The sequence below is a fragment of the Sphingomonas sp. 3-13AW genome (assembly GCF_049311085.1).
GTDB lineage: Bacteria > Pseudomonadota > Alphaproteobacteria > Sphingomonadales > Sphingomonadaceae > Sphingomonas.
On the sequence record NZ_JASNVZ010000013.1, the window covers coordinates 46196 to 69611 of the forward strand.

At 65.7% G+C, this 23416-nt stretch carries 28 protein-coding genes; 12 read left to right on the forward strand and 16 right to left on the reverse strand.

Annotated elements, in window-relative coordinates; genetic code table 11:
- Positions 1 to 38 precede the first annotated feature (38 nt).
- Positions 39 to 497 carry a peptidylprolyl isomerase gene (locus QP045_RS14035; RefSeq protein WP_422515618.1) on the forward strand — a complete coding sequence of 153 codons (459 nt, stop codon included), beginning with the start codon at positions 39 to 41 and terminating at the stop codon, positions 495 to 497.
- Positions 498 to 572: 75 nt separating this feature from the next.
- On the opposite strand, the gene QP045_RS14040 is transcribed toward QP045_RS14035, so the two are convergent.
- Positions 573 to 1460 (reverse strand): LysR substrate-binding domain-containing protein, encoded by an 888-nt coding sequence (locus QP045_RS14040; RefSeq protein WP_422515619.1) that lies wholly within the window; start codon positions 1458 to 1460, stop codon positions 573 to 575.
- Positions 1461 to 1746: 286 nt separating this feature from the next.
- Here QP045_RS14040 and QP045_RS14045 point away from each other — a divergent pair, with 286 nt between their 5' ends.
- The 4 genes from QP045_RS14045 to QP045_RS14060 all read left to right on the forward strand — a co-directional run bounded on the left by QP045_RS14045 (position 1747) and on the right by QP045_RS14060 (position 7586).
- Entirely contained in the window at positions 1747 to 4020 is a 2274-nt protein-coding gene (locus tag QP045_RS14045) for a CDC48 family AAA ATPase (RefSeq protein WP_422515620.1), read from the forward strand.
- A gap of 194 nt (positions 4021 to 4214) precedes the next feature.
- A complete protein-coding gene (locus tag QP045_RS14050; protein WP_422515621.1) occupies positions 4215 to 4823 on the forward strand; it encodes a class I SAM-dependent methyltransferase in 609 nt (202 codons plus the stop codon).
- Positions 4824 to 4949: 126 nt separating this feature from the next.
- Positions 4950 to 5357: a peptide-methionine (R)-S-oxide reductase MsrB gene (msrB, locus tag QP045_RS14055; RefSeq protein WP_422515622.1), complete on the forward strand. Its 408-nt coding sequence runs from the start codon at positions 4950 to 4952 to the stop codon at positions 5355 to 5357.
- A 63-nt stretch (positions 5358 to 5420) separates the two neighbouring features.
- On the forward strand, positions 5421 to 7586 hold the full coding sequence (locus tag QP045_RS14060) for a transglycosylase domain-containing protein (RefSeq protein ID WP_422515623.1): 2166 nt from the start codon (positions 5421 to 5423) through the stop codon (positions 7584 to 7586).
- On the opposite strand, the gene QP045_RS14065 is transcribed toward QP045_RS14060, so the two are convergent.
- Genes QP045_RS14065 through QP045_RS14075 form a run of 3 tightly spaced genes read right to left on the reverse strand, consistent with a single transcriptional unit; the run spans position 7556 to position 9296 of the window.
- The gene (locus tag QP045_RS14065; RefSeq protein WP_422515624.1) at positions 7556 to 8248 is read right to left on the reverse strand and encodes a M48 family metallopeptidase; all 693 of its coding nucleotides are present in this window, start codon (positions 8246 to 8248) and stop codon (positions 7556 to 7558) included. The genes QP045_RS14060 and QP045_RS14065 overlap by 31 nt on opposite strands.
- Positions 8245 to 8679 carry a YcgN family cysteine cluster protein gene (locus tag QP045_RS14070; RefSeq protein ID WP_422515625.1) on the reverse strand — a complete coding sequence of 145 codons (435 nt, stop codon included), beginning with the start codon at positions 8677 to 8679 and terminating at the stop codon, positions 8245 to 8247. The genes QP045_RS14065 and QP045_RS14070 overlap by 4 nt, the downstream gene beginning before the upstream one ends.
- Positions 8676 to 9296, reverse strand: a complete 621-nt coding sequence (locus tag QP045_RS14075; RefSeq protein WP_422515626.1) for an SCO family protein — start codon at positions 9294 to 9296, stop codon at positions 8676 to 8678. Before QP045_RS14075 ends, QP045_RS14070 begins: the two co-directional genes overlap by 4 nt.
- 55 nt (positions 9297 to 9351) lie before the next feature.
- On the opposite strand from QP045_RS14075, the gene QP045_RS14080 reads away from it, so the two are divergent.
- Positions 9352 to 9951 (forward strand): ankyrin repeat domain-containing protein, encoded by a 600-nt coding sequence (locus tag QP045_RS14080; RefSeq protein WP_422515627.1) that lies wholly within the window; start codon positions 9352 to 9354, stop codon positions 9949 to 9951.
- 24 nt (positions 9952 to 9975) lie between these two features.
- Here the strand turns inward: QP045_RS14080 and QP045_RS14085 are convergent, their stop codons facing one another.
- The 11 genes from QP045_RS14085 to QP045_RS14135 all read right to left on the reverse strand — a co-directional run bounded on the left by QP045_RS14085 (position 9976) and on the right by QP045_RS14135 (position 16815).
- The gene (locus tag QP045_RS14085) at positions 9976 to 10473 is read right to left on the reverse strand and encodes an MmcB family DNA repair protein (RefSeq protein ID WP_422515671.1); all 498 of its coding nucleotides are present in this window, start codon (positions 10471 to 10473) and stop codon (positions 9976 to 9978) included.
- A gap of 62 nt (positions 10474 to 10535) precedes the next feature.
- A complete protein-coding gene (locus tag QP045_RS14090) occupies positions 10536 to 11234 on the reverse strand; it encodes a cell wall hydrolase (RefSeq protein WP_422515628.1) in 699 nt (232 codons plus the stop codon).
- 152 nt (positions 11235 to 11386) lie between these two features.
- Entirely contained in the window at positions 11387 to 11725 is a 339-nt protein-coding gene (locus QP045_RS14095) for a DUF1491 family protein (protein ID WP_422515629.1), read from the reverse strand.
- Positions 11722 to 12183 carry a PaaI family thioesterase gene (locus QP045_RS14100; RefSeq protein WP_422515630.1) on the reverse strand — a complete coding sequence of 154 codons (462 nt, stop codon included), beginning with the start codon at positions 12181 to 12183 and terminating at the stop codon, positions 11722 to 11724. Before QP045_RS14100 ends, QP045_RS14095 begins: the two co-directional genes overlap by 4 nt.
- Entirely contained in the window at positions 12170 to 12634 is a 465-nt protein-coding gene (locus tag QP045_RS14105) for a PTS sugar transporter subunit IIA (protein ID WP_422515631.1), read from the reverse strand. The genes QP045_RS14100 and QP045_RS14105 overlap by 14 nt, the downstream gene beginning before the upstream one ends.
- Positions 12635 to 12655: 21 nt before the next feature.
- The gene (gene hpf / locus QP045_RS14110; protein ID WP_422515632.1) at positions 12656 to 13252 is read right to left on the reverse strand and encodes a ribosome hibernation-promoting factor, HPF/YfiA family; all 597 of its coding nucleotides are present in this window, start codon (positions 13250 to 13252) and stop codon (positions 12656 to 12658) included.
- A 49-nt stretch (positions 13253 to 13301) separates the two neighbouring features.
- Positions 13302 to 13988 carry a DNA polymerase III subunit epsilon gene (dnaQ, locus tag QP045_RS14115; protein WP_422515633.1) on the reverse strand — a complete coding sequence of 229 codons (687 nt, stop codon included), beginning with the start codon at positions 13986 to 13988 and terminating at the stop codon, positions 13302 to 13304.
- Positions 13989 to 13995: 7 nt separating this feature from the next.
- A complete protein-coding gene (gene coaE / locus QP045_RS14120) occupies positions 13996 to 14589 on the reverse strand; it encodes a dephospho-CoA kinase (RefSeq protein ID WP_422515634.1) in 594 nt (197 codons plus the stop codon).
- Positions 14586 to 15392, reverse strand: a complete 807-nt coding sequence (locus QP045_RS14125) for a shikimate dehydrogenase family protein (RefSeq protein ID WP_422515672.1) — start codon at positions 15390 to 15392, stop codon at positions 14586 to 14588. The genes coaE and QP045_RS14125 overlap by 4 nt, the downstream gene beginning before the upstream one ends.
- 2 nt (positions 15393 to 15394) lie before the next feature.
- Entirely contained in the window at positions 15395 to 16003 is a 609-nt protein-coding gene (locus QP045_RS14130; RefSeq protein WP_422515635.1) for a Maf family protein, read from the reverse strand.
- Positions 16000 to 16815, reverse strand: coding sequence for a pyruvate, water dikinase regulatory protein (locus QP045_RS14135; protein WP_422515636.1), 816 nt, complete (start codon positions 16813 to 16815; stop codon positions 16000 to 16002). Before QP045_RS14135 ends, QP045_RS14130 begins: the two co-directional genes overlap by 4 nt.
- A 299-nt stretch (positions 16816 to 17114) precedes the next feature.
- On the opposite strand from QP045_RS14135, the gene hemE reads away from it, so the two are divergent.
- The 4 genes from hemE (at position 17115) to QP045_RS14155 (ending at position 21007) form a co-directional block, all read left to right on the forward strand.
- A complete protein-coding gene (hemE, locus tag QP045_RS14140) occupies positions 17115 to 18161 on the forward strand; it encodes a uroporphyrinogen decarboxylase (RefSeq protein ID WP_422515637.1) in 1047 nt (348 codons plus the stop codon).
- On the forward strand, positions 18158 to 18613 hold the full coding sequence (locus tag QP045_RS14145; RefSeq protein ID WP_422515638.1) for a CopD family protein: 456 nt from the start codon (positions 18158 to 18160) through the stop codon (positions 18611 to 18613). The genes hemE and QP045_RS14145 overlap by 4 nt, the downstream gene beginning before the upstream one ends.
- A gap of 213 nt (positions 18614 to 18826) precedes the next feature.
- The gene (gene rho / locus QP045_RS14150) at positions 18827 to 20083 is read left to right on the forward strand and encodes a transcription termination factor Rho (RefSeq protein WP_422515639.1); all 1257 of its coding nucleotides are present in this window, start codon (positions 18827 to 18829) and stop codon (positions 20081 to 20083) included.
- A 192-nt stretch (positions 20084 to 20275) separates the two neighbouring features.
- Entirely contained in the window at positions 20276 to 21007 is a 732-nt protein-coding gene (locus QP045_RS14155; protein WP_422515640.1) for a TerC family protein, read from the forward strand.
- 60 nt (positions 21008 to 21067) lie between these two features.
- Here QP045_RS14155 and QP045_RS14160 read toward each other — a convergent pair whose 3' ends face one another.
- The gene (locus QP045_RS14160; RefSeq protein ID WP_422515641.1) at positions 21068 to 21763 is read right to left on the reverse strand and encodes a dienelactone hydrolase family protein; all 696 of its coding nucleotides are present in this window, start codon (positions 21761 to 21763) and stop codon (positions 21068 to 21070) included.
- Between the two features lie 109 nt (positions 21764 to 21872).
- On the opposite strand from QP045_RS14160, the gene QP045_RS14165 reads away from it, so the two are divergent.
- Both QP045_RS14165 and mnmE read left to right on the forward strand, forming a co-directional pair.
- On the forward strand, positions 21873 to 22103 hold the full coding sequence (locus tag QP045_RS14165; protein WP_422515642.1) for a DUF6489 family protein: 231 nt from the start codon (positions 21873 to 21875) through the stop codon (positions 22101 to 22103).
- A 5-nt stretch (positions 22104 to 22108) separates the two neighbouring features.
- Positions 22109 to 23404, forward strand: coding sequence for a tRNA uridine-5-carboxymethylaminomethyl(34) synthesis GTPase MnmE (gene mnmE, locus QP045_RS14170; RefSeq protein WP_422515643.1), 1296 nt, complete (start codon positions 22109 to 22111; stop codon positions 23402 to 23404).
- Positions 23405 to 23416: the final 12 nt, after the last annotated feature.

The following is a 23416-nucleotide window of genomic DNA, read 5'->3' on the forward strand; positions in this document are numbered from 1 at the left end:
GACGGGGTTCCTTATTTTTCCCGAATTCCGGAGCACTTATGGCCGATCTTCCCAGCACGCTTGTGATGACGCTCGACACCGGCGAAGTGCGCATCCGGCTTCGTCCGGACCTGGCGCCCAAGCACGTGGAGCGTATCACCAAGCTGGCCGACAGCGGCTTTTACGACAATGTCGTGTTCCACCGCGTCATCCCCGGCTTCATGGCGCAGGGCGGTGATCCGACCGGCACCGGCACGAGCGGCTCCAAGGAGCCCAACCTGCCCGCAGAGTTCAGCCGCGAGCCGCACGTCCGCGGCACCTGCTCGATGGCGCGCACGATGGACCCGAATTCGGCCAACAGCCAGTTCTTCATCTGCTTCGACGACGCACGCTTCCTGGACGGCCAGTACACGGTCTGGGGCGAAGTGATCGAGGGCATGGATGCCGTCGACGCGCTGCCGAAGGGCGAGCCGCCGCGCGAGCCGGGCAAGATCCTGAAGGCCCGCAGCGAGGCCTGATCGAACAAAGGCCGGTCACCCCCGAGGTGACCGGCCTTTTTCTTAAAGATCGCTGTCCCGCCCGATCAGGCGCGGTCAGATATTCTCGGCGCCCAGCGCTTCGATCAGCCAGTCGTGGAAGAGCCGGACCGGCTCCTGCTGCAGCATGCGCGGGCGGCACACGAAAAAATGGCTGTATGTGCTCTCCACCGACATATCGAACAGTCGCACCAGGCGCGTGTCGCGCGCTTCCTCGAAATGCGACTCGAGCATGAAGGCGACGCCCAGCCCTTGTGCCGCGGCCTCCAGCATCAGTGCGCCGGAATCGAAAAAGTCCGTCGCGGTGGGTTCCAGATAGGGCAGCCCCGCCGCCTGCCGCCAATCCGTGAAGGTATCGGGCATGTCGCGATGGATCAGCGCGGTGAGCTTCGCGAGCTGTTTGGGGTCGGTGAGCGGCATCTCCTCCACCAGGGCGCGCGAGGCGATCGCATATACCCGGTTGCGGTCGAGGCGGCGCGAATAGAGCGCGGGGTCGATCGTGTGGCCGAGCACGATGCCGACATCGATGCCGTCCCCTAGCCGCGCCAGACTGTGGCCCGCGGTGTCGACGTCCAGGTGCAGTTCCGGGTGACGCCGCTTCAAATCGCCCAGCCGCGGCATCAGCTTCTGAGTCGCAAACAGCGGCAGCACTCCGAGGCGCAGGCGCAGCAGGTTGGAGCCGGCAGACATCCGCTCGACCGCGTCGGACAGGGTATCGAGCGCGTGGGAGATCATCCCCAGCAGCCGTTCGCCATCATGATTCAGGCGCAGCGCCTGGTGTCGACGCTCGAACAGCGGCTTGCCGATGAACCGCTCCAGCGCCTGCACACGCCGGCTGAGCGCAGGGCTCGAGAGCGCCAGCTCCTCGGCTGCCGCTTTGATCGATCCGAGTCGCGCGACATGCACGAATGCCTCGATTGCTGTCAGGGGAGGAAGCCGCCGCATATGCTCCAGCCTATTTGTTGCGCTGCATCATAACCCGCTCGAAGGTAGCGCTAGCATGCCTGCGAACACGATCGAATTTGCCCTTGAGTTGCAAAATCTGCAACTCCAATTTTTCCTTTCGCATTTGCACAATAAACTCCGCGTGGGCATACGGATCAGGCCTTTCAGGCATCCTCTCCTAAACCTTTCACGGCCGGTCCTTGTGACCGGCCTTTTTTTTGCGCCTTGCCCGCCGCACCCTCCATCCTATCTCCCGCACTCGTTTCGAGAAGGTGAAGGGATGGCAATGGCCGACGACGAACCGCAGACGCGCCGCGTTCAGGTGGCCAATTCCCGACCCGAAGACAGTGGCCGCGGGATCGCGCATCTACCGCGTACATTGATGGCGTCGCTTGGCGTCGGCGAAGGGGACGTGATCGAAATCGTCGGGAAGCGGACGACGCCCGCGCGCGCCGTCGGGCCCTATGGCGAGGACGAGGGCCTGGAACTCGTACGGCTCGACGGCCTCCAGCGCGCGAATGCCGGGGTAGGCGCGGGCGACTTCGTGGAAGTCCGGCGTGTCGAGTCGAAGCCCGCCACTCGCGTGGTGTTCGCGCCGGCGCAGCAGAATCTGCGCCTTCAGGGATCGAGCACGGCTCTCAAGCGCACCTTCTTCGGCCGTCCCTTTTGCCAGGGCGACGTCGTGGCAACCGCCGGCCATCAGCGGGTCACCGATCCCGCGATCCAGCGCTTCGTCAACGCGCCCGCCTACGCCCTGCAGGAAATCCGGCTCGCGGTGGTTTCCTCCACGCCCAAGGGCGTGGTGCACATCGACGAGAACACCGAGATCGAATTGCGGCCCGAATATGAGGAGCCGCGCGACGCGCGCCGTGCCGACGTCACCTATGACGACATCGGCGGCATGGCCGCGACGATCGACCAGCTTCGCGAGATGGTCGAGCTGCCGCTGCGGTACCCTGAATTGTTCCAGCGGCTGGGCGTCGATCCGCCCAAGGGCGTGCTGCTGCACGGCCCGCCCGGAACCGGCAAGACGCGGCTCGCCCGCGCCGTTGCGAACGAGAGCGACGCGCACTTCTACCTGATCAACGGGCCGGAAATCATGGGCTCCGCCTATGGCGAGTCGGAGAGCCGGCTGCGGCAGGTGTTCGACGAAGCGGCCAAGTCTGCGCCGTCGATCGTCTTCATCGACGAGATCGACTCGATCGCCCCGAAGCGCGGACAGGTCTCTGGCGAAGCCGAGAAGCGGCTGGTCGCCCAGCTGCTGACGCTGATGGACGGGCTGGAGGCGCGCGCCAATGTGGTGGTAATCGCAGCAACCAACCGGCCCGAGGCGATCGACGAGGCGCTTCGCCGCCCGGGCCGCTTTGACCGCGAGATCGTGGTTGGGGTTCCGGACGAGCGTGGTCGCCGTGAGATTCTGGGCATCCACACCCGCGGCATGCCACTGGGCGAGGGCGTGGATCTGGCAGAGCTGGCGCGCACGACCTACGGCTTTGTCGGCGCGGACTTGGCGGCGCTCACCCGTGAGGCTGCGATTGAGGCGGTGCGCCGGATCATGCCGCAGCTCAACCTCTCCGATCAGACCATCCCGGCCGAGGTGCTCGATACGCTCTCAGTCTGGCGCGAGGATTTCCGCGAGGCGCTGAAGCGTGTCCAGCCTTCGGCGATGCGCGAAGTGATGGTGCAGGCGCCCCAGGTCCGCTGGGAGGACGTCGGCGGGCTCGACGATGCGCAGATGCGGCTCAAGGAAGGCGTCGAGCTGCCGCTCAAGTCGCCAGACGCGTTCCGTCGCCTGGGTATCCGCCCGGCGAAGGGCTTCCTGCTCTACGGCCCGCCCGGCACCGGCAAGACGCTGCTGGCCAAGGCGGTCGCACGCGAGGCGGAGGCGAACTTCATTGCCACCAAGTCCAGCGACCTGCTGTCGAAATGGTATGGCGAGAGCGAGCAGCAGATTGCGCGCCTGTTCGCACGCGCCCGCCAGGTCGCGCCCTGCGTGATCTTCATCGACGAGCTCGACTCGCTGGTACCGGCCCGCGGCGGCGGGCTGGGCGAGCCGCAGGTCACCGAACGGGTGGTCAACACGATCCTGGCCGAAATGGATGGCCTTGAGGAACTCCAGTCGGTGGTCGTGATCGGTGCGACCAACCGCCCCAACCTCGTCGACCCCGCGCTGCTTCGGCCGGGCCGGTTTGACGAACTGATCTACGTCGGCGTGCCGGATAAGGCGGGAAGGCGGCGGATCCTGTCGATCCAGACGGAGAAGATGCCGCTCGCACCGGATGTCGATTTGGATGCGATTGCGGCGGAAACCGATCATTTCACCGGTGCCGACCTGGAAGACGTGGTTCGGCGCGCCGGACTCATGGCGCTGCGCGAATCCCTCTCCAACAGCAGCGTGACCATGGAGCATTTCCGAAAGGCCCTGGGCGAATCCCGCGCCTCGGTCACGCCGGAGATGGAGCAGGAATATCGCCAGATGTCGGCTCGACTGAAGCAGGATGCTGTCGCGATTCAGCCAATCGGCTTCATAGCTCCCGGCATGGTCCAGCCGCGGGGCTGAAATGACTGAAGGCCGACGCGCGCCGGCTCCTGTGAGGGGGACGGCGCGCGGACGGGCGATCGATAAGGGCGCGCGCCGTTCGCCGTGCTGTGATACCGCATTGCGTCAGGACGAAACCGTTCGGCTTGCATCTTCGTTTCGGTTTTGCGACGACAACTCCGACGCGGCTGCGGCCGCCCCGCCCAAGGATTTCCATGAACACCAGTTCCACCACCGCCAGCCGACGGAGCCCCAAGCGCGTTCCTTCTCCGGCGGGCATGTTCCTGCGTGGGTTCGTCAAGCACCCGGTGATGGTGGGATCTGTGATCCCTTCTTCGGGCAAGCTGATCCGCAAGATGCTCGGGCCCGTCGACTGGGCCAACACCAAACTGTTCGTGGAATATGGGCCCGGTGTCGGCACCTTCTGCCGTCCGATCCTGGAGCGGATGGCGCCGGATGCGCAGCTGATTGCGATCGATACGAACCCCGAGTTCATCGATTACCTGAACGGCACCATCCTCGACTCGCGATTCTCGGCAGTCCATGCGTCGGCGGCGGATGTGGTTCAGATCGTTGCCGATCATGGCCATGAGCATGCCGATTATGTTCTGTCCGGCCTGCCGTTCTCGACGCTGCCGCCGGGCGTCGGCGCAAAGATCGCGGACGCGACGGCAGAGGTGCTGCGTCCCGGTGGCGCCTTCCTGGTGTATCAGTTCAGCCCGAAAGTTCGCGACTTCCTCGCGCCCAATTTTGAGCGGATCGACCACGACATGGAGTGGTGGAACGTGCCCCCGGCACAGCTCTATTGGGCGTGGAAGGACTGATCCACGCCGCCCATGCGGCGCGCGATCGCTGGCGGTAACCTTTCGACGGGCCGGGTGGACCTCCACGCGGCCCGTTGTCGATTCCGCTGGTTGACGCACGGGCCTGCGCACAACACATCTAGGCCCATGGATTATCTGAACCTTTCCGAATCCGAGTGGCGCAAGCGGCTCTCGCCCGAGGCTTATCATGTGCTTCGGGAAGCGGGCACCGAGCGGGCCTTCGCCGGGCACTACAACGACAACAAGGCCGACGGCATCTATCGCTGCGCCGGCTGCGGCAACGAACTGTTCGACAGCGTCGACAAATATGATTCCGGGTCCGGCTGGCCCAGCTTCACCCAGCCGATCGCCGAGGACCGGGTCACGGATCATGGCGACACCAGCCACGGAATGCGCCGCGTAGAGACTCGTTGCGCGCGGTGCGACGGACACCTGGGCCACGTATTCCCGGACGGCCCGCCGCCAACCGGCCTCCGCTACTGCATGAACTCGGTCGCGCTGGATTTCCGTCCACGCGCTCAGAACGCCGGCTGATCGCAACGCCGCTGTTGCGCGCTTGTGGGCGACGCCCACTGCGCGTAATCCCACGCTGCTCCCATGGCCACCCGTACCCGTAAACGCCCGCACGCCCCTCGGTGGCGCCGCATCCTGCTCTGGACCTTGGGTTCGGGGCTTGCCGTCATGTTGCTGGCGGCGCTCGGCCTCACCATCGCGGTGATGAACGCGCGGGCGAACCTGCCGAGTTTCGGGGAGCTGAAATCTTCTCCCAACGGGCAGATGATCCGTGTTCGTGCGGCGGATGGCACGATCCTGGTGTCGCTCGGGCCAAGCTATGGCGAGTGGATCCCGTACGAGGAAATCCCGCCGGTAATGCGCGACGCGATGGTGGCCGTCGAGGATCGACGGTTCCGCTCGCACCTGGGCGTGGATCCGGTGGCGATCGCCCGCATCATCAAGTTCGCGGTCGACAACCACGGCAACGGGCGACGCCTGCAGGGTGCGTCGACGATCACCCAACAGGTCGCGCGCACGATCTTCCTGTCGAACAGCTACACCGTCAGCCGCAAACTGCGCGAGGTCGTGCTGGCGCTCGCACTCGAGCGTAAGTTCACCAAGGACCAGATCCTCGAGCTGTACCTCAACAAGGTGTATTTCGGCGGCGGTGCCTATGGCATCGACGCGGCATCGCGCCGCTTCTTCGGCCATCCCGGAACCTCGCTGGACCTCTCCGAAGCGGCTGTCATTGCCGGCCTTGTAAAGGCGCCGTCGCGCTACTCGCCGACCGCGGATGCGGAGGCCGCGGTGGGCCGTGCCGGGGTAGTGCTGGAGCTGATGCAGGAAACCGGCGCGATCACCGCAGGCGAAGCCGCCTCGGCCGATCCCCAGGCAGTCAAGCTCGCGCCCGAGCCCAAGCAGAATAGCGTTCGCTATTTCACCGACTGGGCCTTGCCGCAGCTGGAGACGCTGATCGACGAGACCGACGCGCCGCTGGACGTCTGGACGACGCTCGACCTTTCGATGCAGCGCGCAGCGGACCAGGCGATCCGATCGGCGACTCCCGCAGGCGTGCAGGGCGCGCTCATCTCGCTCGATCGCGACGGCGCGGTCCGGGCGATGGTGGGCGGCAAGGACTATGTCTCGTCGATCTATAACCGGGCGACGCAGGCGACCCGCCAGCCCGGGTCCGCATTCAAGCTGTTCGCCTATCTCGCCGCGCTGGAAGCCGGTCACAAGCCAGACGACCAGGTCGTCGACTCCCCGGTGACGATCAACGGCTGGAGTCCGCGTAACAGCTCCGGCCGCTTCGCCGGTCCGGTGACCCTTCGGACGGCCTTCGCCTATTCGATCAACACGGTCGCGGCGAAGCTGGGCCAGGAGGTGGGTTTTGGCACCGTCGCGGACATGGCGCGCCGGTTCGGGATCACGACGCCCATCGATACCCGGCCCGCGATGGTGCTCGGCACCTCGGACGTACGGCTGATCGACATGGCCCGCGCCTTTGCATCGGTGTCGCAGAAGGGCGTGGCGGTCACCCCCTATGGGATCACGCGGGTGACGGCCGCAGGCTCGGTCATCTACCAGCACCAGGTCGATACTTCGCGCGTGCTGGTGGCGCCCTATGTGGCGGCGCAAATGACGGATCTGCTGCAGACCGCAGTCGCGACGGGCACCGGTCGCGCGGCGCAGATCGGCCGCCCTGTCGCGGGCAAGACCGGCACGACCTCCTCCAACAAGGACGGATGGTTCCTGGGCTTCTCCAGTGGGCTGACCACCGGCGTCTGGATGGGTCGCGACGATGCGCGTCCCGTCTCCGGGCTCCAGGGCGGCGCGGCGCCTGCACGCGCCTTTGCGAGCTTCATGCGCACGGCGGTCGCCGATCGCCCCGTCGAGGAATTTGAGACCAAGGTGACGCTGCCGGAATGGCAGGACGAGCCTGACGCCGAATCCTATTACGGCGAACCCGACAATGGAGTGTTCGTCGACGAGGACGGCTATCCCGTCGATGGACAGCAGCACTCGGAGGGCCCGCCGTCGATCCTGCCGCAGCAGCCCTCCACCCGGGATCCCTATGAGGATCCCGCCCCGCGGGAGACGCTCGATCAAGACTGGCTGGATCGCGCGATCGGGCGCCCGGCTCCAGCACGTGAGCCGGCACCCCAGCGGCGCACCGACCCCTATGATCCGCGTCGTCCGGGCCCGGGCGAATCGCGCCGGCTGCCGGAACGTCCCGGCTACGACCCGGAAGCGCGTCCGTACCAGTGAAGCTCCGCACCGTGCGCGCGCAGCCATGCCCGCGCCGGTGCCGGATCGGCCTCCAGCAGCCGCTCGACGGCAGCGTGGAATGCCGGGCTGTGGTCCATGTGCAGGCGGTGCGCTACCTCATGCGCGGCGGTGGCGCGCAACACAAATCCGGGCGCGAGAATCAATCGCCAGCTGTAGCGGATCGCCCCTGTCGCCGTGCAGCTGCCCCAGCGCCCTCGGGGATCGCCGATCGCGACCTGGGTGACGGTAACGCCTGCCCGCGCGGCATAGTAGCGGGTCTCCTCCGACAGCAGCGCAAGCGCCTGGCTGCGTAGCCAGCGTTCGACTCGCGCGGGCACGCGCTCGACCGGGCCCCCGCAGCGAAGAACCGCGCCGTCGCGGAACGGACTGCGACCGGCGCGTTCATCCCACTCGATCCGCAGCGTTGCGTCGCCAAAGGGGATGGTGGCGCCGGGCGCGAACGGCCGCGCTTCCGGCAGGCGTGCCTGCTGCGCGTCGATCCACGCACGCTTGCTCTCCGCCCAGGCAAGGGCAGGGCGGAGTGCCGCTCGGGTAGGCAGAGTGAGTTTGACGCGGCCGGTGGCGGGATCGACCGAAAGGCGCGCACGCCTGGCTCTGGGGTGCCGGACGACCTCGATCGGCGCGCCCGAAGCGGCACTCACAGCGGTCGGTCGACCATGTGGTGCTCAAGATCGCCGGCGTCGTCCTCGGAGATCGTCCAGCCCCGGGTCGACTGCCCAGCGGCATGCACCGCCTCCCGGTCGCCGCACACCAGATAGTGCCAGTCGGGCAGGGGTTCGTCGTTGGCGCGCAGACGATAGGCGCAGGTCGAGGGCAGCCATTCAATGTGCGGAACCGAGCGCGCGGTCAGTCGGACACATTCGGAGACATAGGCGTGCCGATGGCGATAATCGCTGCACTGGCCGGAGCGACGGTCGAGGAGCTTGCACGCGACGTTCGTCGCGATCAGCTCGCCCGTGTCTTCATCCTCCAGCTTGTGAATGCAGCATTTGCCGCAGCCGTCGCACAGCGCCTCCCACTGCGCCCGGTCCAGCTTGGAAAGCGGTGTATCCTCCCAGAAGCGTTCGCTCATCGCACCCACCGTTCAAGTTCATGGGCGATCGCTTGCGGATCCTGGTCGGTCGGCAGCAGCGCGATCGGCTTGCCATCGGGACCCATCAGATAGGCCTGGGTCCCGTGGTCCATGAGATATTCGGTCGAGCCCGGATCCTGACGCTTGGCAAAGGGCACCGCATAGGCGCGCGCCACTTCCGCAATTGCCTGCGGGGTTCCGGTGAGGCCCACCATGCGCGGGTGAAAGGCGGTGACGTAGCGGCCGACAACCTCGGGCGTGTCCCGCTCGGGATCGACGGTCACGAAAATCGGCACCACCTTGGCAGCGAGCTCCGGATGAGTCCCCTCGAACGCCTTCAGCCCGGCAGCGATCTTCTGCAGGTCGACCGGGCAGACATCGGGACAATAGGTGTAGCCGAAATAGACCACCCGGTATTTGCCGGCGAAGTCGGTGTCGCGCACCGTGCGGCCCGCGCCATCGGTGAGCGCGAAGGCGCCGCCGATCCGCGCACCCGCCAGCGGCGGTTCCTTCCCGGCATCCTGCTGCGCGCCTCCGCATGCGGCGAGGAGGAGGGCGAGCGAGAGCATCGGGGCGGCGGCGAGACGAGCGAAGCTATGCATGGTGCGGTTAGCCATGATCCGATAGCCTTGCGCTTGCAAGCAGCCCCAGCGGACGAGTACATCCACACCCATGTCCCGCGTCCTTCATTTCTGCCTCGCCACCGCTCTGGCGGTATCCTCCACGAGCGTCGTCGCGCAGCAGCGCACGCAGAGCTATGAATTCCTGGAGGCGGTGCGCAAGGGGGACGGCGACAAGGTCACCGGCTTTCTCAACCAGCCGGGCCAGTTGCTGATCAACAGCAAGGATCGCACGACCGGCGACGGTGCGTTGCACATCGTCGCGGGGCGCAACGACGGCGTGTACCTGCGCTTCCTGCTCTCCAAGGGCGCCGACCCCAACATCCAGGACGCAAGCGGCAACACGCCGGCCATGTTGGCGGTGGAGAAGGGGTTCACCGAGGGGCTGGATTCGCTGATCCGCTACAAGGCGAACCTGAACCTGGCGAATTCGCGGGGTGAGACGCCGCTGATCCGCGCGGTCCAGCTGCGACGCGTCGACCTCGTCCGTACGCTGCTGGAGGGCGGGGCCAACCCCGATCAGACGGACGTGATCGCGGGCATGTCGGCACGGGACTATGCCCGCCGCGACACGCGCACGCCCGCGCTGCTCAAACTGATGGACGACGCACCCAAGACGAAGAAGCCGGTCGTTTCCGGCCCGCGCCTCTAGGCACATCAGCACCCTCCGCGTTTTTCACCAGCCCTGGATCGCGTCCGGGTCGGTCACCCCGATCAGGCGCCGGGCCGCGCGACGAGCAAAGGCCAGCGTACAGCGCTTGCGGGTAGCCGCGGCCAGCGGAACGGTCGACGCCTCCCGCAGCACGGCAGCATCGTATCGATCGGCCACGATTACGCCGCAGCGTTCGGGAAGAAACCCTTCACCATCGAGCACCGAGGTATCGAACCCGGCGGGGACGGCCCAGAAATAGCGATCGCAATGGCCGAGATAGTCGGTCCACTTGCCGTCGCCGAGCAGATCCGCACGCGAGACCTTGATCTCGACAATCACGATCCGCCCCCGGGCATCGAGCGCCATCAGGTCGGCGCGGCGACCGCCATCGAGCGGTACCTCGGGCATCGCGGTACAATCGTGGCGGAGCAACAGCCGTGTCACGCCACGCGCTACGTCCGCGGCAACCAGCGGATCAGAATTGATCGCCGGAAGCGCGGACGCAGCGTTTGGAACAAGCATGGAACCCATGGCCCTGCTTGTAGAACAATCCACGAACGCGGGGAAGCCCCGTGCTCGGGTGATCAGCGATAGAAGATGTGATTGCCGACCGACGCGACGCGGGCCTTGCCCCAGCGGGGCGACACGCGGCGCGCGTGGAAGAACAGCGCGCCGTCGGCCGGGCTGTCCCACAGCTCGCGCTTGGCGACATGCGCGACGGCGACGGCGGTGCGCCATGCGGTGCTGCCTTCGTTCGGCTCCGGCAGCTTGCCGCCGCGCACGAAGGAGAACTGGCCGGGCTGCTTGAGCACGCCGCAGGCCGTCGACGGGAAGCGGCCGGACTGGGTGCGGTTGAGGATCACCTCGGCAACAGCAAGCTGGCCGGATAGCGGCTCACCCTTGGCCTCGTAATAGATGCCGGTGGCGAGGCAGTTGATCTGCTCGTCCTCACCCACGTTCGAAGGCTGGGCAGCCACTGCTGCGGCGAGCGAACCGAAGCTGGTCGCGACGGCGGCCGTACCTGCGGTCTGAACCATCGGAACAGAGGCAAGGGCGGCGGTCTGCGGCTTCAGGGCGGTGGCAGTGACTGCGGTCGCGGTCGTTGCGACAGGGGCAATCTGGCTAACGGGGGCCGCGGGAACCTTCGCCGCGCTTTCCACGTTATTGGACTCGACGGATGCGCGCTCAGCTTCGAACGCGAAACCCGGAGTGGTGACCGCGCCGAGAAGCGCGACACAAAGGTAGAGGGCCGCGGTGCAGGCGGTCCGCTTCTTGGACGACATGAAACATCATTGATATGCGGTTGGTGCGCGCGCGATCGGCATGCCGATCACCCGGGCTTCCCCCCCGACTGCGTCACCGACCGGTATCGCACCCCGGCGCGGCACAACGCCACGAAACAGTGGAACTCCCATCGCTGCGATGCGGAATAGAGTCAATCTGCGAAGATTGTCTCAGCGGCGAGCCGTTGTGCATCTGCGACGTTCACCTCTACCACCCATAGGTCCGGATCGCTTCGGCGGCGTCGCTGCCAATAGTCGACGAGTTCATGGGGATCGCCGCTTTCCGGCCCGACTCGCACGACGCAACGACGACCTTCGCGGTCATAGCCGCGCTCGAACAGCAGCGAAGGCTCGCCGTGCGCTTCGACCAACAGCAGCACGATTCCGGAGTCGCGGTCGCCGCGCGCCAGCACCATCACGCTCCCGCCCGCCTGATCAATCAGCCGCACCAGCGCGTTCACCGCGACGCCGGTCGGCAGACGATCGTTCATTCCGCGCGGTAGCCGGGAAGACCGGCGAGGGCGATCCGGGAGCGCATGAAGGTTCCCGTTCCCCGTGCGGCTTCCTCGCCATCGGGGCCGATCAAGCGGGCGTCGGCAACGAACACGCGCCGCTGGCCGCTGATCCAGCGCCCCTCGGCGACCACCGGTCCCGCGCGGAGGGGGCGGGTGAGGAGCAGGTTGAAGGCTGTGGTGAGGAGGAAGCGATCCGTTACCAGGCTGTTGCAGGCATAAAAGGCCGCGTCATCGAGCATCTTGAAGTAGCTCGTCCCGTGGGCGGCGCCGGCGGCGTGGTAATGAGTCTCGGCAATCTCAAAATGGATGCGCGCGAAGCCGCTCTCCGCGATTTCGAGGCGAGATTCGAACAGGCGGTTGATCGGCGCGGCCGCATACAGCGACTCCAGCGCACGAAAATGGGCATCGGCACCGCTGGGATCAGGCAGCGTCACGTGCCTCCACGTCGGTCAGGAGCGCGAAGAGGGCATCGGACGATCCCGCGCCGCGCAGCTTTGCGCGGAAGTCGGCATCCCGCAGCGCCCTTGAAACGCGAGCCAGTGCCTTCAGATGCTCGGAGCCCTCGCTCGGAGAGAACAGCGCAAAAATGAGGTCTACGGGGAGGTCGTCGACGGCGGCGAAATCGATCGGCTTAGCCATCCGGACAAACACGCCGACGACCGACGAAAGGCCCTCAATCCGTGCATGCGGGGTCGCGGTACCGTTTCCGAATCCCGTAGAACCCAGCCGCTCACGCTGGACAAGCAGTTCGCAGGCGACGCGCGGATCCACGCCGGGCACGGTCGCGATGACCGTGCCCAGTTGCTGGAACAACGCCTTGCGGTTCGCGGCTGGCACTTCGGCCAGCACGCGATCCGGCGTCAATAGATCGCTGAAATCGATCATCAGGCGGTTGGAAATCCCACCTCAGGCCGCACGGTTGGGTTCGACCCAGCCGATCGTGCCGTCGTGGCGCCGATAGACCATGTTGAACGCGCCCGTGCCGCTGTTCTTGAATAGCAGCGCGTTGGTGTTGCGCAGATCCAGCATCATCACCGCGTCGGATACGCTTGCATCCGGCACATCGACCCGGGTCTCTGCGATGATCAGCGGTGCGTCCGCCTCGATTTCCTCTTCCGCCTCGCTGCCGCCGAAGACGGTGTACCCCGCGTTATCGAAGGCGTCATAGGCGCCGGCGTTCGCGAGCGCCGCGGCCTCGGCCGGGTTACGGTCCTTCAGACGGCGGGTGTAGCGGCGCAGCTGCTTTTCGATCTTGTCGGCCGCGCCAACAAAGGCGCCCTGTGCGTCCTGGCCGGAATTGTGCCCCTTGAGCACCAGGCCCTGGGTCACATGCGCGACGATGTCGCAGGTGAAACCGTAATCGCGCGGCCCCTTGCCGAACGTCGCGGTCGCGGAGATCGCGCGCGCGAAATATTTATCGGCAATGCCCTGAAGGCGCTCCTGGACCAGCTGCTTCAGCGCGTCGCCCGTGTCGACCTGGTGCCCTGAAACCCGGATGTCCATACTTCTCTCCACTCACATTGATGCGGCCTAGGCACAGTGCCCAGACCCGTCAACCAGCCGCTCCGGCAAGCCACAACGGCTGCTTGACCGTCTCTAGAAACGCAGCATGGGCCGCCAGTTCCTCATCACTGGCAGCGAAAACCCGCGGCGGACGCACCTTTGGCGTCGCAACGAGGATCGTCGTCTCGACCTGCGGCGCGCTTGTGGCCAACCCCAGACCTATCTGACGGCCGCCCATCAGCTCGACATAGACCTGGGACAAAAGCTGCGCGTCGAGCAGCGCGCCGTGCAACACCCGCCGGCTGCGATCGACGCCGAAGCGCGCGCACAGCGCGTCGAGCGAGTGCTTGGCACCGGGATGCCGGCTTCGGGCGATCAGGAGCGTGTCGACCATGCGGCCTATCGCGATCTTCGGCCGCTTGCAGAGCCCGAGCTCGCCATTGAGAAAGCCGAAGTCGAACGATGCGTTGTGGGCGATCAGCGGGCTGTCGCCGAGAAACTCGAGCAGTTCATCGACACCGGTGTGGAAGTCCGGCTTGTCGGCAAGAAACGCGTCCGAGAGGCCATGCACCGCTTGCGCCTCCGCCGGCATCGGCCGTCGCGGATTGAAATAGGCGTGGAAGACCCGGCCGGTCTCAACCCGGTTGAACAACTCCACGCAGCCGATCTCCACCATCCGGTCGCCCCCGGGGAAGCTGAGGCCAGTGGTTTCGGTATCGAAGACAATCTCACGCATCGCGTCGCTATCCGCGCTCGCAAGGCGACAAGCAAGCGATGACGCGCCCAACCGCAGCGCGTGTTTCGGCGAGCGGAACGTCGGTCGGAATCACGAAATCGGCGCGAGCACGCTTTTCCGCGTCCGGCAGCTGGCGGGCCAGGATCGCGTCGAGGCGTGCCGGGGTCATTCCCGGCCGCGCCAGTACACGCTCACGTTGCACCTCCGGAGTCGCGCTCACCACTGCCACCTTGTCGACATAGGACTCGCCTCCGGTCTCATACAGGAGGGGAACGTCGAACAGAAGCAGCGGCGCGCCATCATGCGCGCGAACAAAGGCTGCGCGCTCTTCCGCCACTGCAGGATGGACGATCGCCTCCAGCCGTCGGAGCGCAGCGGGATCGGCGAGTACCGCCTCTGCCAATGCGGTGCGATTGACTCCCTCGGCGCCGGTCGTGTCCGGAAACGCGGCTTCGATCTCGGCGACCAGCCGTCCGGTCGGCCCCTGCAGCCGGTGCACCGTGGCATCGGCGTCGAACACGGGCACCCCGGCCTCCGCAAACATCGCGGCCACGGTCGACTTTCCCATGCCGATCGACCCTGTGAGGCCGAGGCGAATCATCCGAGCAGCAGCGCGCGCAGTTCCTCGTCACGATCTCGCGGAGGTTGCGCGTCGAATAGGATCTCGAATGCAAGCGCGGCCTGGCCCACCAGCATCTCCAGCCCGTCCACCGTCTCCAGCCCGCGCGCATGCGCGGCGGTGAGCAGCGGCGTCTCAAGCGGCGCATAGACGATGTCGTACACCACCGCGTCCTCGGGCAGCGGCGCAAGGTCGAGATCGAGCAGCGGCTGGCCCGTCATGCCGAGCGGGCTGCAATTCACCAGCAGCCGCGCAGCGGGCACGGGAGCGGACAGGGGAAGCGCATCTCCCTTCAACCCGAAGCCGGCGAGCAGCGCGGCCCCCTTCAGCGGATTGCGGTTGAGCAGCGTCACCCGGCCGACGTTCAGCTTCGAGAGCGCGAACAGCACCGCCCGGGCGGCACCCCCCGCACCGATGACGCAGACGGTCTCGCGCTCCAGATCCAGGCCGGCGATCGGCGCATAAAAACCACCCGCGTCCGTATTGGTGCCCACCAGAGTCCCGTCGCCATCGCGGAACACCGTGTTGATTGCGCCGATTGACTGACGGACGCCGCCGCGGTCCTCGACATGATCCAGGGCGGCGGTCTTGTGCGGGATCGTGATGTTGCACCCGCGCCAGGCCAAATCGGCGCGCCGCTCTGAAAAATACGCCTCCAGCCCATCCGGTGCGACACGGGTCGCGCGATAATCCCCCTCCATGCCCAGTGCTTCGAGCCAGAAGCGATGAATCATCGGCGACTTGGAGTGGGCGATCGGATCGCCGATTACCTCGGCATAGGGCACGGTCACGACAACAAAACTCCCCGGTCACGCAGATAGGCGGCAAGTGGCAGCAGTGGGAGGCCGAGGATCGTCCAATGATCCCCCTCGATGCGATGGAACAGCTGCGCGCCCATAGCCTCGACACGGTAGCAGCCCACGCAACCCGAAATGGCGGGCCATTCGGCATCGAGATAGGCCTCGATAAAGGCTTCGGACAAAGGCCGGACGTGCAGGCGGGCATGGCCGATGTGGCGCCAGACCGGGCGACCGCCCTCGACGATCACCGCCGCACTATAGAGATCATGGCGTGCCCCCGACAGGCGCCGCAGCTGCGCAGCCGCGTCGGCGCGGTCCGCGGGCTTGTCGAGCAGGGCACCGTCGGGCGCAGCGACGACCGAGTCCGCACCGAGCACCAGACCGCCCGCCACCCGGGTCGCCGCACGCACGGCCTTTAGTTCCGCAAGGGCATCCGCAAAATCCCGCGCACCCAGGCCCTCGGCCGCAAGTGCTGCCTTCGCGGCTTCCTCGTCGAGGCCATTGGCGACCGCATCGTGGGCGATGCCGGCGGCGGTGAGCATGGCGCGCCGCGAACTGCTTTGCGAGGCCAGCACCAGCCGCAGATTGCCCGTCATTGTCGATCCGCCTTGCGTTCCTGATAGAGCGTAATGATCGCCGCAGCGGTCTCCTCGATCGATCGCCGGGTAACGTCGATCACGGGCCAGCCGTTATCGGCGAACATTCGGCGGGCGAATGCGATCTCGCGCGCGACTGAATCCTGCTCGACATAATCGGTGTCCGGCGCCTGGTTGAGCGACAGCAGCCGGTTGCGCCGAATCTGAATCAACCGATCCGCACTGGTGGTCAGCCCCACGATCATCGGATTCTTGAGGTTATACAGCAGCGGCGGCGGCGGGGATTCGACGACGATGGGAATGTTCGCGGTCTTGTAACCGCGGTTCGCTAGATAGATGGACGTCGGCGTCTTCGAGGATCGCGAGACTCCAGCCAGCAGGATTTCCGCCTCTTCCCATTCTTCCCACAACACGCCGTCGTCGTGGGCGATGGTGAACTGAATCGCGTCCACACGTGCGAAATAGGCCGCATCCAGCATGTGCTGACGCCCCGGCCGCGCTTTCGCCTCTTGGCCGAGCAGGCTGGAGAGCGCGTGGCTCACCCCATCGAGGGGCGCCACCGCCGGCAACCCCATCGCGCGACAGCGTGCCTCCAGAGTCTTGCGGATTTCCGCGTTCACCAGGGTGAACAGCACGATTCCGGGGTTGTGGGCGATCTCTTGCAGGATCCGCTCGAGATGCGTCTGGCTGCGCACCATCGGCCAGAAGTGCCGTAGCGTTTCCACCCCGTCGAACTGCGCCAGAGCCGCCTTGGCGATGTTCTCCAGCGTTTCCCCGGTCGAGTCCGAGAGGAGGTGCAGGTGCAGCCGCATGGCCTAGCGGAACAAGTCTGTGGAAAACATGGGGACAACCGCTAGCGCAACCTGCACACGCGGCCAAGCGGGGCGATTCGTCCACATTCCCCCAGTTTCGTCCACAGACGCATCGACAGCGGCCGGTTCCGTCCCCAGCCTGTGGATAACGTGGATAGGTGAATCCGAATCTGAGGGCCTGCGTGAGTCTGCCCACGTCAAGCTGTTGGCAATTTGGGGATGGAGGCATAAACCCCGGCATCCCCACGCCAACAACCTCATCATCCATTAGATTCCTGAATCTTCTTTTCTGTAGAGGCATGACGCTGAATCACGCTCCGCCCGCCAAACCGCTGCTCGAGACCCTTCGCGGCACCCGTCAGGACATCCCCCCGCTGTGGCTCATGCGCCAGGCCGGGCGGTACCTGCCGGAGTACCGCGCGCTGCGGGCCGAGAAGGGCGGATTCCTCGATCTGGTGAACGACAGCGAGGCAGCAGCGGAGGTGACTCTGCAGCCGCTGCGGCGGTTCGGATTCGATGGGTCGATCCTGTTCTCCGACATCCTGGTCGTCCCCAATGCGCTGGGGCAGGATCTGTGGTTCGAGACGGGCGAAGGCCCGCGGCTGGCGCCCAAGGTCAATCGGGATACCATCGACACGCTGGTACCTGCCCTGGAGCGGCTTGAGCCGGTCTATGGGACGGTGCGACGCGTAAAGGCGGCTCTGGACCCAGCGGTGACTTTCCTGGGCTTTGCAGGGTCTCCCTGGACCGTCGCGACCTATATGATCGCGGGCCAGGGCAGTCGCGAGCAGGCCGAAGCCCGGCGAATGGCCTATTCCGATCCGGAGCTCATGACCGCGATCCTGGATCGAATCTCAACCCTGACGATCGACTATCTCTCCGCGCAGATCGATGCCGGGGTGGACGCGGTGCAACTGTTCGACAGCTGGGCGGGGAGCCTTTCGCCCGAGCAGTTCGAGCGCTGGGTGATCGCCCCGACGAAGCGCATTGTTCAGGCGCTGAAGGAATGGCATCCCGACACTCCGATCATCGGCTTTCCGAAGGGCGCCGGTGGCAAGCTCGTCGCCTATGTCGAAGCGACCGGGATCGATGCGGTGGGACTGGACGAAACCGTCGATCCGGAATGGGCGAACAACGTGCTTCCAAAGGGTCTGCCGGTGCAGGGCAATCTCGATCCGCTGGCGCTGATCGCTGGCGGCGCCACGCTTGACCGGGCAGTCGACCGGATCCTTGCCGCATTTGCCGATCGTCCGCATATCTTCAACCTGGGCCACGGCATCCAGCAGGACACCCCGATCGCCCATGTCGAGCACCTCGTCGCCCGCGTCCGCAGGAGCCACGCATGACCAATTTCCTTGGGTCTGCCTATCTTTGGGTGAAGGCTGCGCACGTCATCTTCATGGTGTTCTGGATGGCCGGGCTGTTCATCCTGCCGCGCTATCTGGTCCATCACCAGGATGGTCTGGAGGACCCCGCCGAGGGGCCCCGGTGGACCGCTCGTGAAGCGAAGCTGCGCAGCATGATCCTGACGCCGTCGCTGGTGGCGGTATGGGTATTGGGTCTGGCGCTGGCGGCCAATGCAGGGCTCTTCGACGGGCAGCCGGGACTTGGCTGGCTCCACGCCAAGCTGCTCTTCGTGGTGCTGCTTACCGGCTATCACGGCTGGGCCGTTGGCTATGCGAATAAGCTCGCCGCAGGTCGTCCGACCATCGCCGCGTCACGGCTGCGCATGTTCAACGAGGTTCCCGCGCTGCTGTTGACCCTGATCGTCATGCTGGCGGTGGTGAAGCCCTTCTGACGTTGCAAACGACATCATTTCGGCGCTGCAAAGGACGCTGTCGGTCGCAGCAGCTTCGGTCCTTGCTTGACTTGGGATAGCCGCGAATCTAACTCGCGATAACGAACGGTTGCCGCCCGGCGACCGTGCCGTCCCTCCTCAAGCATCGTTTCGCGCCCGTTCTTTCCGCCGATCGACGCTCTTCCCTTATCCGCATCAATTCGGATCACATCCATGCACCTTAAGGACCTCAAGAAGCACGCGCCCGCAGACCTCGTCACCATGGCTGAGGAACTGGGCGTCGAAGGCGCGTCGACCATGCGTAAGCAGGATCTGATGTTCGCGATCCTGAAGGCGCAGGCCGAAAATGGTGAGCAGATCATGGGGCTGGGCACGATCGAGGTGCTGCCGGACGGCTTCGGCTTCCTGCGCTCGCCCGAAGCGAATTATCTCGCTGGTCCGGACGACATTTATGTGTCGCCCAACCAGGTGCGCAAGTTCGGCCTTCGTACCGGTGATACCGTGGAAGGCGAAATTCGCGCGCCCAAGGATGGCGAGCGCTATTTCGCGCTGACCAAGCTGATTTCCGTCAATTTCGATGATCCCGACGCGGTACGCCATCGCGTCAACTTCGATAACCTGACGCCACTCTATCCCGAGCAGAAGCTGACGCTCGACCAGCTCGACCCGACGCAGAAGGACAAGTCCGCCCGCGTCATCGATATCGTCAGCCCGCAGGGCAAGGGCCAGCGCACGCTGATCGTGGCACCGCCGCGCGTCGGTAAGACGGTGATGCTCCAGAACATCGCCAAGGCGATCACGGACAACCATCCCGAAGTCTTCCTGATCGTGCTCCTGATCGACGAGCGGCCCGAGGAAGTGACCGACATGCAGCGCTCCGTGCGCGGCGAGGTCGTCTCCTCGACCTTCGACGAGCCGGCAACGCGCCACGTGCAGGTCGCCGAGATGGTGATCGAGAAGGCCAAGCGCCTGGTCGAGCATAAGAAGGACGTGGTGATCCTGCTCGACTCGATCACGCGTCTTGGCCGGGCCTACAACACCGTCGTTCCTTCGTCGGGCAAGGTACTGACCGGCGGCGTCGATGCGAACGCCCTGCAGCGTCCCAAGCGTTTCTTCGGTGCAGCGCGCAACATCGAGGAGGGCGGCTCGCTCTCCATCATCGCCACTGCGCTGATCGACACCGGCAGCCGCATGGACGAGGTGATCTTCGAAGAGTTCAAGGGCACCGGCAACTCCGAGATCGTGCTGGACCGGAAGGTCGCCGACAAGCGCATCTTCCCGGCGCTGGACGTGGGCAAGTCGGGCACCCGCAAGGAAGAGCTGCTGGTCGACAAGGCCAAGCTGTCGAAGATGTGGGTGCTGCGCCGCATCCTCATGCAGATGGGCACCATCGATGCGATGGAGTTCCTGCTCGACAAGATGAAGGATTCGAAGACCAACGAGGATTTCTTCGACTCGATGAACCAGTAAACTCGGTTTCACGTGAAACGGGTCGGCCCGCCGGCCGGTCGGCGGCCTGCGGGACGCCGCCGGTCGGTGGGCCGATCCTGTTTTGGGCCGGGCCTTCCCTTTCAACCCCACCCGATTTCGAAGTGCTGCTGCAAAAACGCACTTCAGGCGTTCGGGCTATGCGCTACCCAAGCCGCAGACTAGGATTTGCCGATGCTTGACCTTCTATCCTACCTGAGTGTTGCAGCGGCCGGAGTTCCGGCGGGGCCCGGATCCCCGCTCGACATCTGGAACCACATCGTCGCCGATTTCTCCAACATCGGTTCGCCGGCGGCGCTGTCTGCGTTCCTGCAGGTCCTGATGATCGACGTCGTCCTGGCCGGCGATAATGCGATCGTGGTGGGCGCGCTTGCCGCGGGTCTCCCGGCTGAGCAGCGTAAGAAGGTCATCCTGATCGGCATCATCGCGGCGCTGGTGCTGCGGATCTGCTTCGCGCTCGTGGTAAGCTGGCTGCTCGGCATCATCGGACTGATCTTTGCCGGTGGTGTCCTGCTGCTCTGGGTAGCCTGGAAGATGTACCGCGAATTGCGACCGGCGGGCGGGCCGGGATCGCCGGAAATCGAAGGCGACGAACACCAGGCAATTCGACCCGCGAAGAGTTTCGCAGCGGCCGCCTGGGCGGTCGCGATTGCCGACGTGTCGATGAGCCTGGACAATGTGCTCGCTGTGGCCGGGGCGGCCCGCGATCACCCGGGCATCCTGATCATCGGCCTGCTGCTATCGGTGGCGCTGATGGGGATCGCGGCTAACCTGATCGCGAAATATATCGAGCGGTACCGCTGGATCGCCTACGTCGGCTTGCTCGTGATCCTCTATGTCGCCGTGAAGATGATCTACGAGGGGGTGACCGACCAGCATGTCGGCCTGCTCCAGCTGTTCACCTGAGCCGGGCAGGGATCTGAAAAACGCTAGAGGGGCGGCCTGAACGGGCCGCCCCTTTTCGCTTCAGGCGAGGGTAGATGCCAGGAACGCGTCGGTCCGCGAGTCTGCCAGGCGGGCGGCGGCATCCGATCGGCGCTTGCCGAGCTCGGTCGCAAAGCCATGATCCTCACCGGGATAGTCGTGCAGCGTGACCCGCGGATGGTCGTCGAGCCCGGCGTGCATCGCCGCCTGGACCTCGGCCGGAACGAAGCCGTCCGCGCCAGCGATGTGGAGCATCAGCGGACGGGCGATTGCATGCTTCTCGCCGAGCAGCCCATCGATACCGACGGGATAATAGCCGACGCTGGCATCCACGTCGGTGCGCGCTGCCGTCATATAGGCGAGCCGCCCGCCAAGGCAGAATCCGATCGCGCCAACCTTGCCGCCGGGCACCGCTGCCCGCGCCGCTCGGATCGTCGCTTCGATGTCGGCGATGGCGAGATTCTGATCGAACCGGCCCATCAGATCGAGCGCGCGTTCCATCTCCTCGGGCACATCCGGGTTGAGGTCGATACCCGGTTCGATCCGCCAGAACAGGTCTGGTGCGATCGCAAGATATCCTTGTTCCGCCAACCGATCGCACTTGGCGCGGATGCCGGCATTCACGCCAAAGATTTCCTGGATCACGATGACGGCCGCACGGGGCGGAGCCGCCGGATCGGCGCGATAGGCGCTGAACTGCTTGTCGCCGCCAAGCGTATCGATGGTGAGCGTTGCCATGGGGATCCTTGTAGCTGGAGAGATGCGCATTTGCAGGGAAGCCCGCGTCCGGCGCATAGCATCCGAACGCTAGGCAATGGAGCCGGAGCCCTCAAGCGGAGACAGGCCGATGAAGATCAATGTCGAGGTGGACTGCACGCCGGAAGAGGCGCGGCGGGCAATGGGCCTGCCGGATTTCACGCCCGTCCATGAGCGGTATGTCGCGATGTTGAGCGAGACGATCGAGAAGGGCGCGAGCCCGGAACTGATGGACGCCCTCATGCGCAACTGGGCGCCGATGGGGGAAGCGGGAATGAGCTTCTGGCGCAAGATGTTCGAAACGGCGGGTCGTTCCGGCTGATCCCGATGGACACGATCTTTGCCGTCTCCAGCGGTCAGCCGCCGGCCGCGATCGCTGTCTTGCGGCTGAGCGGTCCTGGCGCGGTTGCCGCCGCCGAGGCGCTTGCCGGCAGTCTGCCGCCGCCCAGAAAAGCGGGCCTGCGCGCGCTTCGCGATCCTGCAGACGGCGCGCTCCTGGACCGTGCCTTGCTGCTGTGGTTCGCAGCGCCGCGAACCGCAACCGGTGAGGATCTGGTGGAACTCCACCTTCACGGTGGCCGAGCCGTAGTGCAGGCGGTCGAAGCCTGCCTCGCGCGCCAGCCCGGGTTGCGCCGGGCGGAGGCGGGGGAGTTCACGCGGCGGGCATTGGCGAACGGCCGCCTCGACCTGAGCGAAGCGGAAGGGCTCGGCGACCTTCTGTTGGCGGAGACTGAGGCGCAACGCCGTGCTGCCCTTGCGAACGCCCAGGGCGCAGTGCGTCGCAAGACAGAGGCATGGCAGGATCGGCTGCTGATGCTGGCGGCCCGCGTCGAAGCGATGCTGGACCACGCCGATGAGGATGATGTTGTCGACGATGCCGCCACGCTGGATGCGGTGCGTGCGGAAAGTGCCGAGCTGGGCGAAGAACTGGCCGCCGTCCTGAAATCACCGCCGATTGAGCGTCTGCGCGATGGGATTCGCGTCGTCCTGGCGGGCCCGCCGAACAGCGGCAAGTCGACCCTGCTCAACGCGCTAGTGGATCGTGACGCGGCCATCGTGTCGCCGATCGCCGGGACCACCCGAGATCGCATCGAGGCATCGATCGTGCGCAACGGCATCGCCTGGTCGCTGACCGACACCGCTGGACTGGCGGACGAGACCGACGATCCGATCGAGCGCATTGGTATCGCTCGGGCGGAGGAGGCGATGCGGGGTGCCGACCTGCTGCTGTGGTTGGCCGATGCGGCGCCTCCAGAGCTCGCGGGGGTGACGATCTTGACGCTGTATCCCAGGGCCGACCTGCCTGGGCGGGAGCATCCGCCATCGGATCGGATCGCAGTATCGGCCGCGGAAGGTCGCGGCATGGAAGAGCTTTGGTCAGCGATGGAGCAGGCGGCGCAGTCGCTCCTCCCGCGCGAGGATGCGCTCGCGCTCAACCGTCGGCAAGGCGATTTGCTGCGAGAGGCAGCGTCCGCTCTCGCGGATGTTGCGGCGCACCATGATCCGTTGCTGGTGGCTGAAGACCTGAGGCGGGCACGCCGCTCCTTCGACCGGATCACGGGTAGGGCGGATGTGGAGGGTGTTCTGGACGCTCTGTTCGGGCGGTTCTGCATCGGCAAGTGAGTGTTCCACGTG

Excerpts from the sequence above, each read along its gene's own strand:
- mnmE (WP_422515643.1), top strand. The coding sequence starts at position 22,109 with ATGGACACGATCTTTGCCGTCTCCAGCGGTCAGCCGCCGGCCGCGATC.
- QP045_RS14050 (WP_422515621.1), top strand. The coding sequence starts at position 4,215 with ATGAACACCAGTTCCACCACCGCCAGCCGACGGAGCCCCAAGCGCGTT.
- QP045_RS14145 (WP_422515638.1), top strand. The coding sequence starts at position 18,158 with ATGACCAATTTCCTTGGGTCTGCCTATCTTTGGGTGAAGGCTGCGCAC.
- QP045_RS14155 (WP_422515640.1), top strand. The coding sequence starts at position 20,276 with ATGCTTGACCTTCTATCCTACCTGAGTGTTGCAGCGGCCGGAGTTCCG.
- QP045_RS14105 (WP_422515631.1), bottom strand. The coding sequence starts at position 12,634 with ATGATCGATTTCAGCGATCTATTGACGCCGGATCGCGTGCTGGCCGAA.
- rho (WP_422515639.1), top strand. The coding sequence starts at position 18,827 with ATGCACCTTAAGGACCTCAAGAAGCACGCGCCCGCAGACCTCGTCACC.
- QP045_RS14130 (WP_422515635.1), bottom strand. The coding sequence starts at position 16,003 with ATGACGGGCAATCTGCGGCTGGTGCTGGCCTCGCAAAGCAGTTCGCGG.
- QP045_RS14095 (WP_422515629.1), bottom strand. The coding sequence starts at position 11,725 with ATGAACGATCGTCTGCCGACCGGCGTCGCGGTGAACGCGCTGGTGCGG.
- QP045_RS14070 (WP_422515625.1), bottom strand. The coding sequence starts at position 8,679 with ATGAGCGAACGCTTCTGGGAGGATACACCGCTTTCCAAGCTGGACCGG.
- QP045_RS14045 (WP_422515620.1), top strand. The coding sequence starts at position 1,747 with ATGGCCGACGACGAACCGCAGACGCGCCGCGTTCAGGTGGCCAATTCC.
- msrB (WP_422515622.1), top strand. The coding sequence starts at position 4,950 with ATGGATTATCTGAACCTTTCCGAATCCGAGTGGCGCAAGCGGCTCTCG.
- QP045_RS14135 (WP_422515636.1), bottom strand. The coding sequence starts at position 16,815 with ATGCGGCTGCACCTGCACCTCCTCTCGGACTCGACCGGGGAAACGCTG.
- QP045_RS14060 (WP_422515623.1), top strand. The coding sequence starts at position 5,421 with ATGGCCACCCGTACCCGTAAACGCCCGCACGCCCCTCGGTGGCGCCGC.
- QP045_RS14080 (WP_422515627.1), top strand. The coding sequence starts at position 9,352 with ATGTCCCGCGTCCTTCATTTCTGCCTCGCCACCGCTCTGGCGGTATCC.
- dnaQ (WP_422515633.1), bottom strand. The coding sequence starts at position 13,988 with ATGCGTGAGATTGTCTTCGATACCGAAACCACTGGCCTCAGCTTCCCC.
- hemE (WP_422515637.1), top strand. The coding sequence starts at position 17,115 with ATGACGCTGAATCACGCTCCGCCCGCCAAACCGCTGCTCGAGACCCTT.
- QP045_RS14090 (WP_422515628.1), bottom strand. The coding sequence starts at position 11,234 with ATGTCGTCCAAGAAGCGGACCGCCTGCACCGCGGCCCTCTACCTTTGT.
- QP045_RS14160 (WP_422515641.1), bottom strand. The coding sequence starts at position 21,763 with ATGGCAACGCTCACCATCGATACGCTTGGCGGCGACAAGCAGTTCAGC.
- QP045_RS14085 (WP_422515671.1), bottom strand. The coding sequence starts at position 10,473 with ATGCTTGTTCCAAACGCTGCGTCCGCGCTTCCGGCGATCAATTCTGAT.
- coaE (WP_422515634.1), bottom strand. The coding sequence starts at position 14,589 with ATGATTCGCCTCGGCCTCACAGGGTCGATCGGCATGGGAAAGTCGACC.
- QP045_RS14075 (WP_422515626.1), bottom strand. The coding sequence starts at position 9,296 with ATGGCTAACCGCACCATGCATAGCTTCGCTCGTCTCGCCGCCGCCCCG.
- QP045_RS14040 (WP_422515619.1), bottom strand. The coding sequence starts at position 1,460 with ATGCGGCGGCTTCCTCCCCTGACAGCAATCGAGGCATTCGTGCATGTC.
- QP045_RS14165 (WP_422515642.1), top strand. The coding sequence starts at position 21,873 with ATGAAGATCAATGTCGAGGTGGACTGCACGCCGGAAGAGGCGCGGCGG.
- QP045_RS14035 (WP_422515618.1), top strand. The coding sequence starts at position 39 with ATGGCCGATCTTCCCAGCACGCTTGTGATGACGCTCGACACCGGCGAA.
- hpf (WP_422515632.1), bottom strand. The coding sequence starts at position 13,252 with ATGGACATCCGGGTTTCAGGGCACCAGGTCGACACGGGCGACGCGCTG.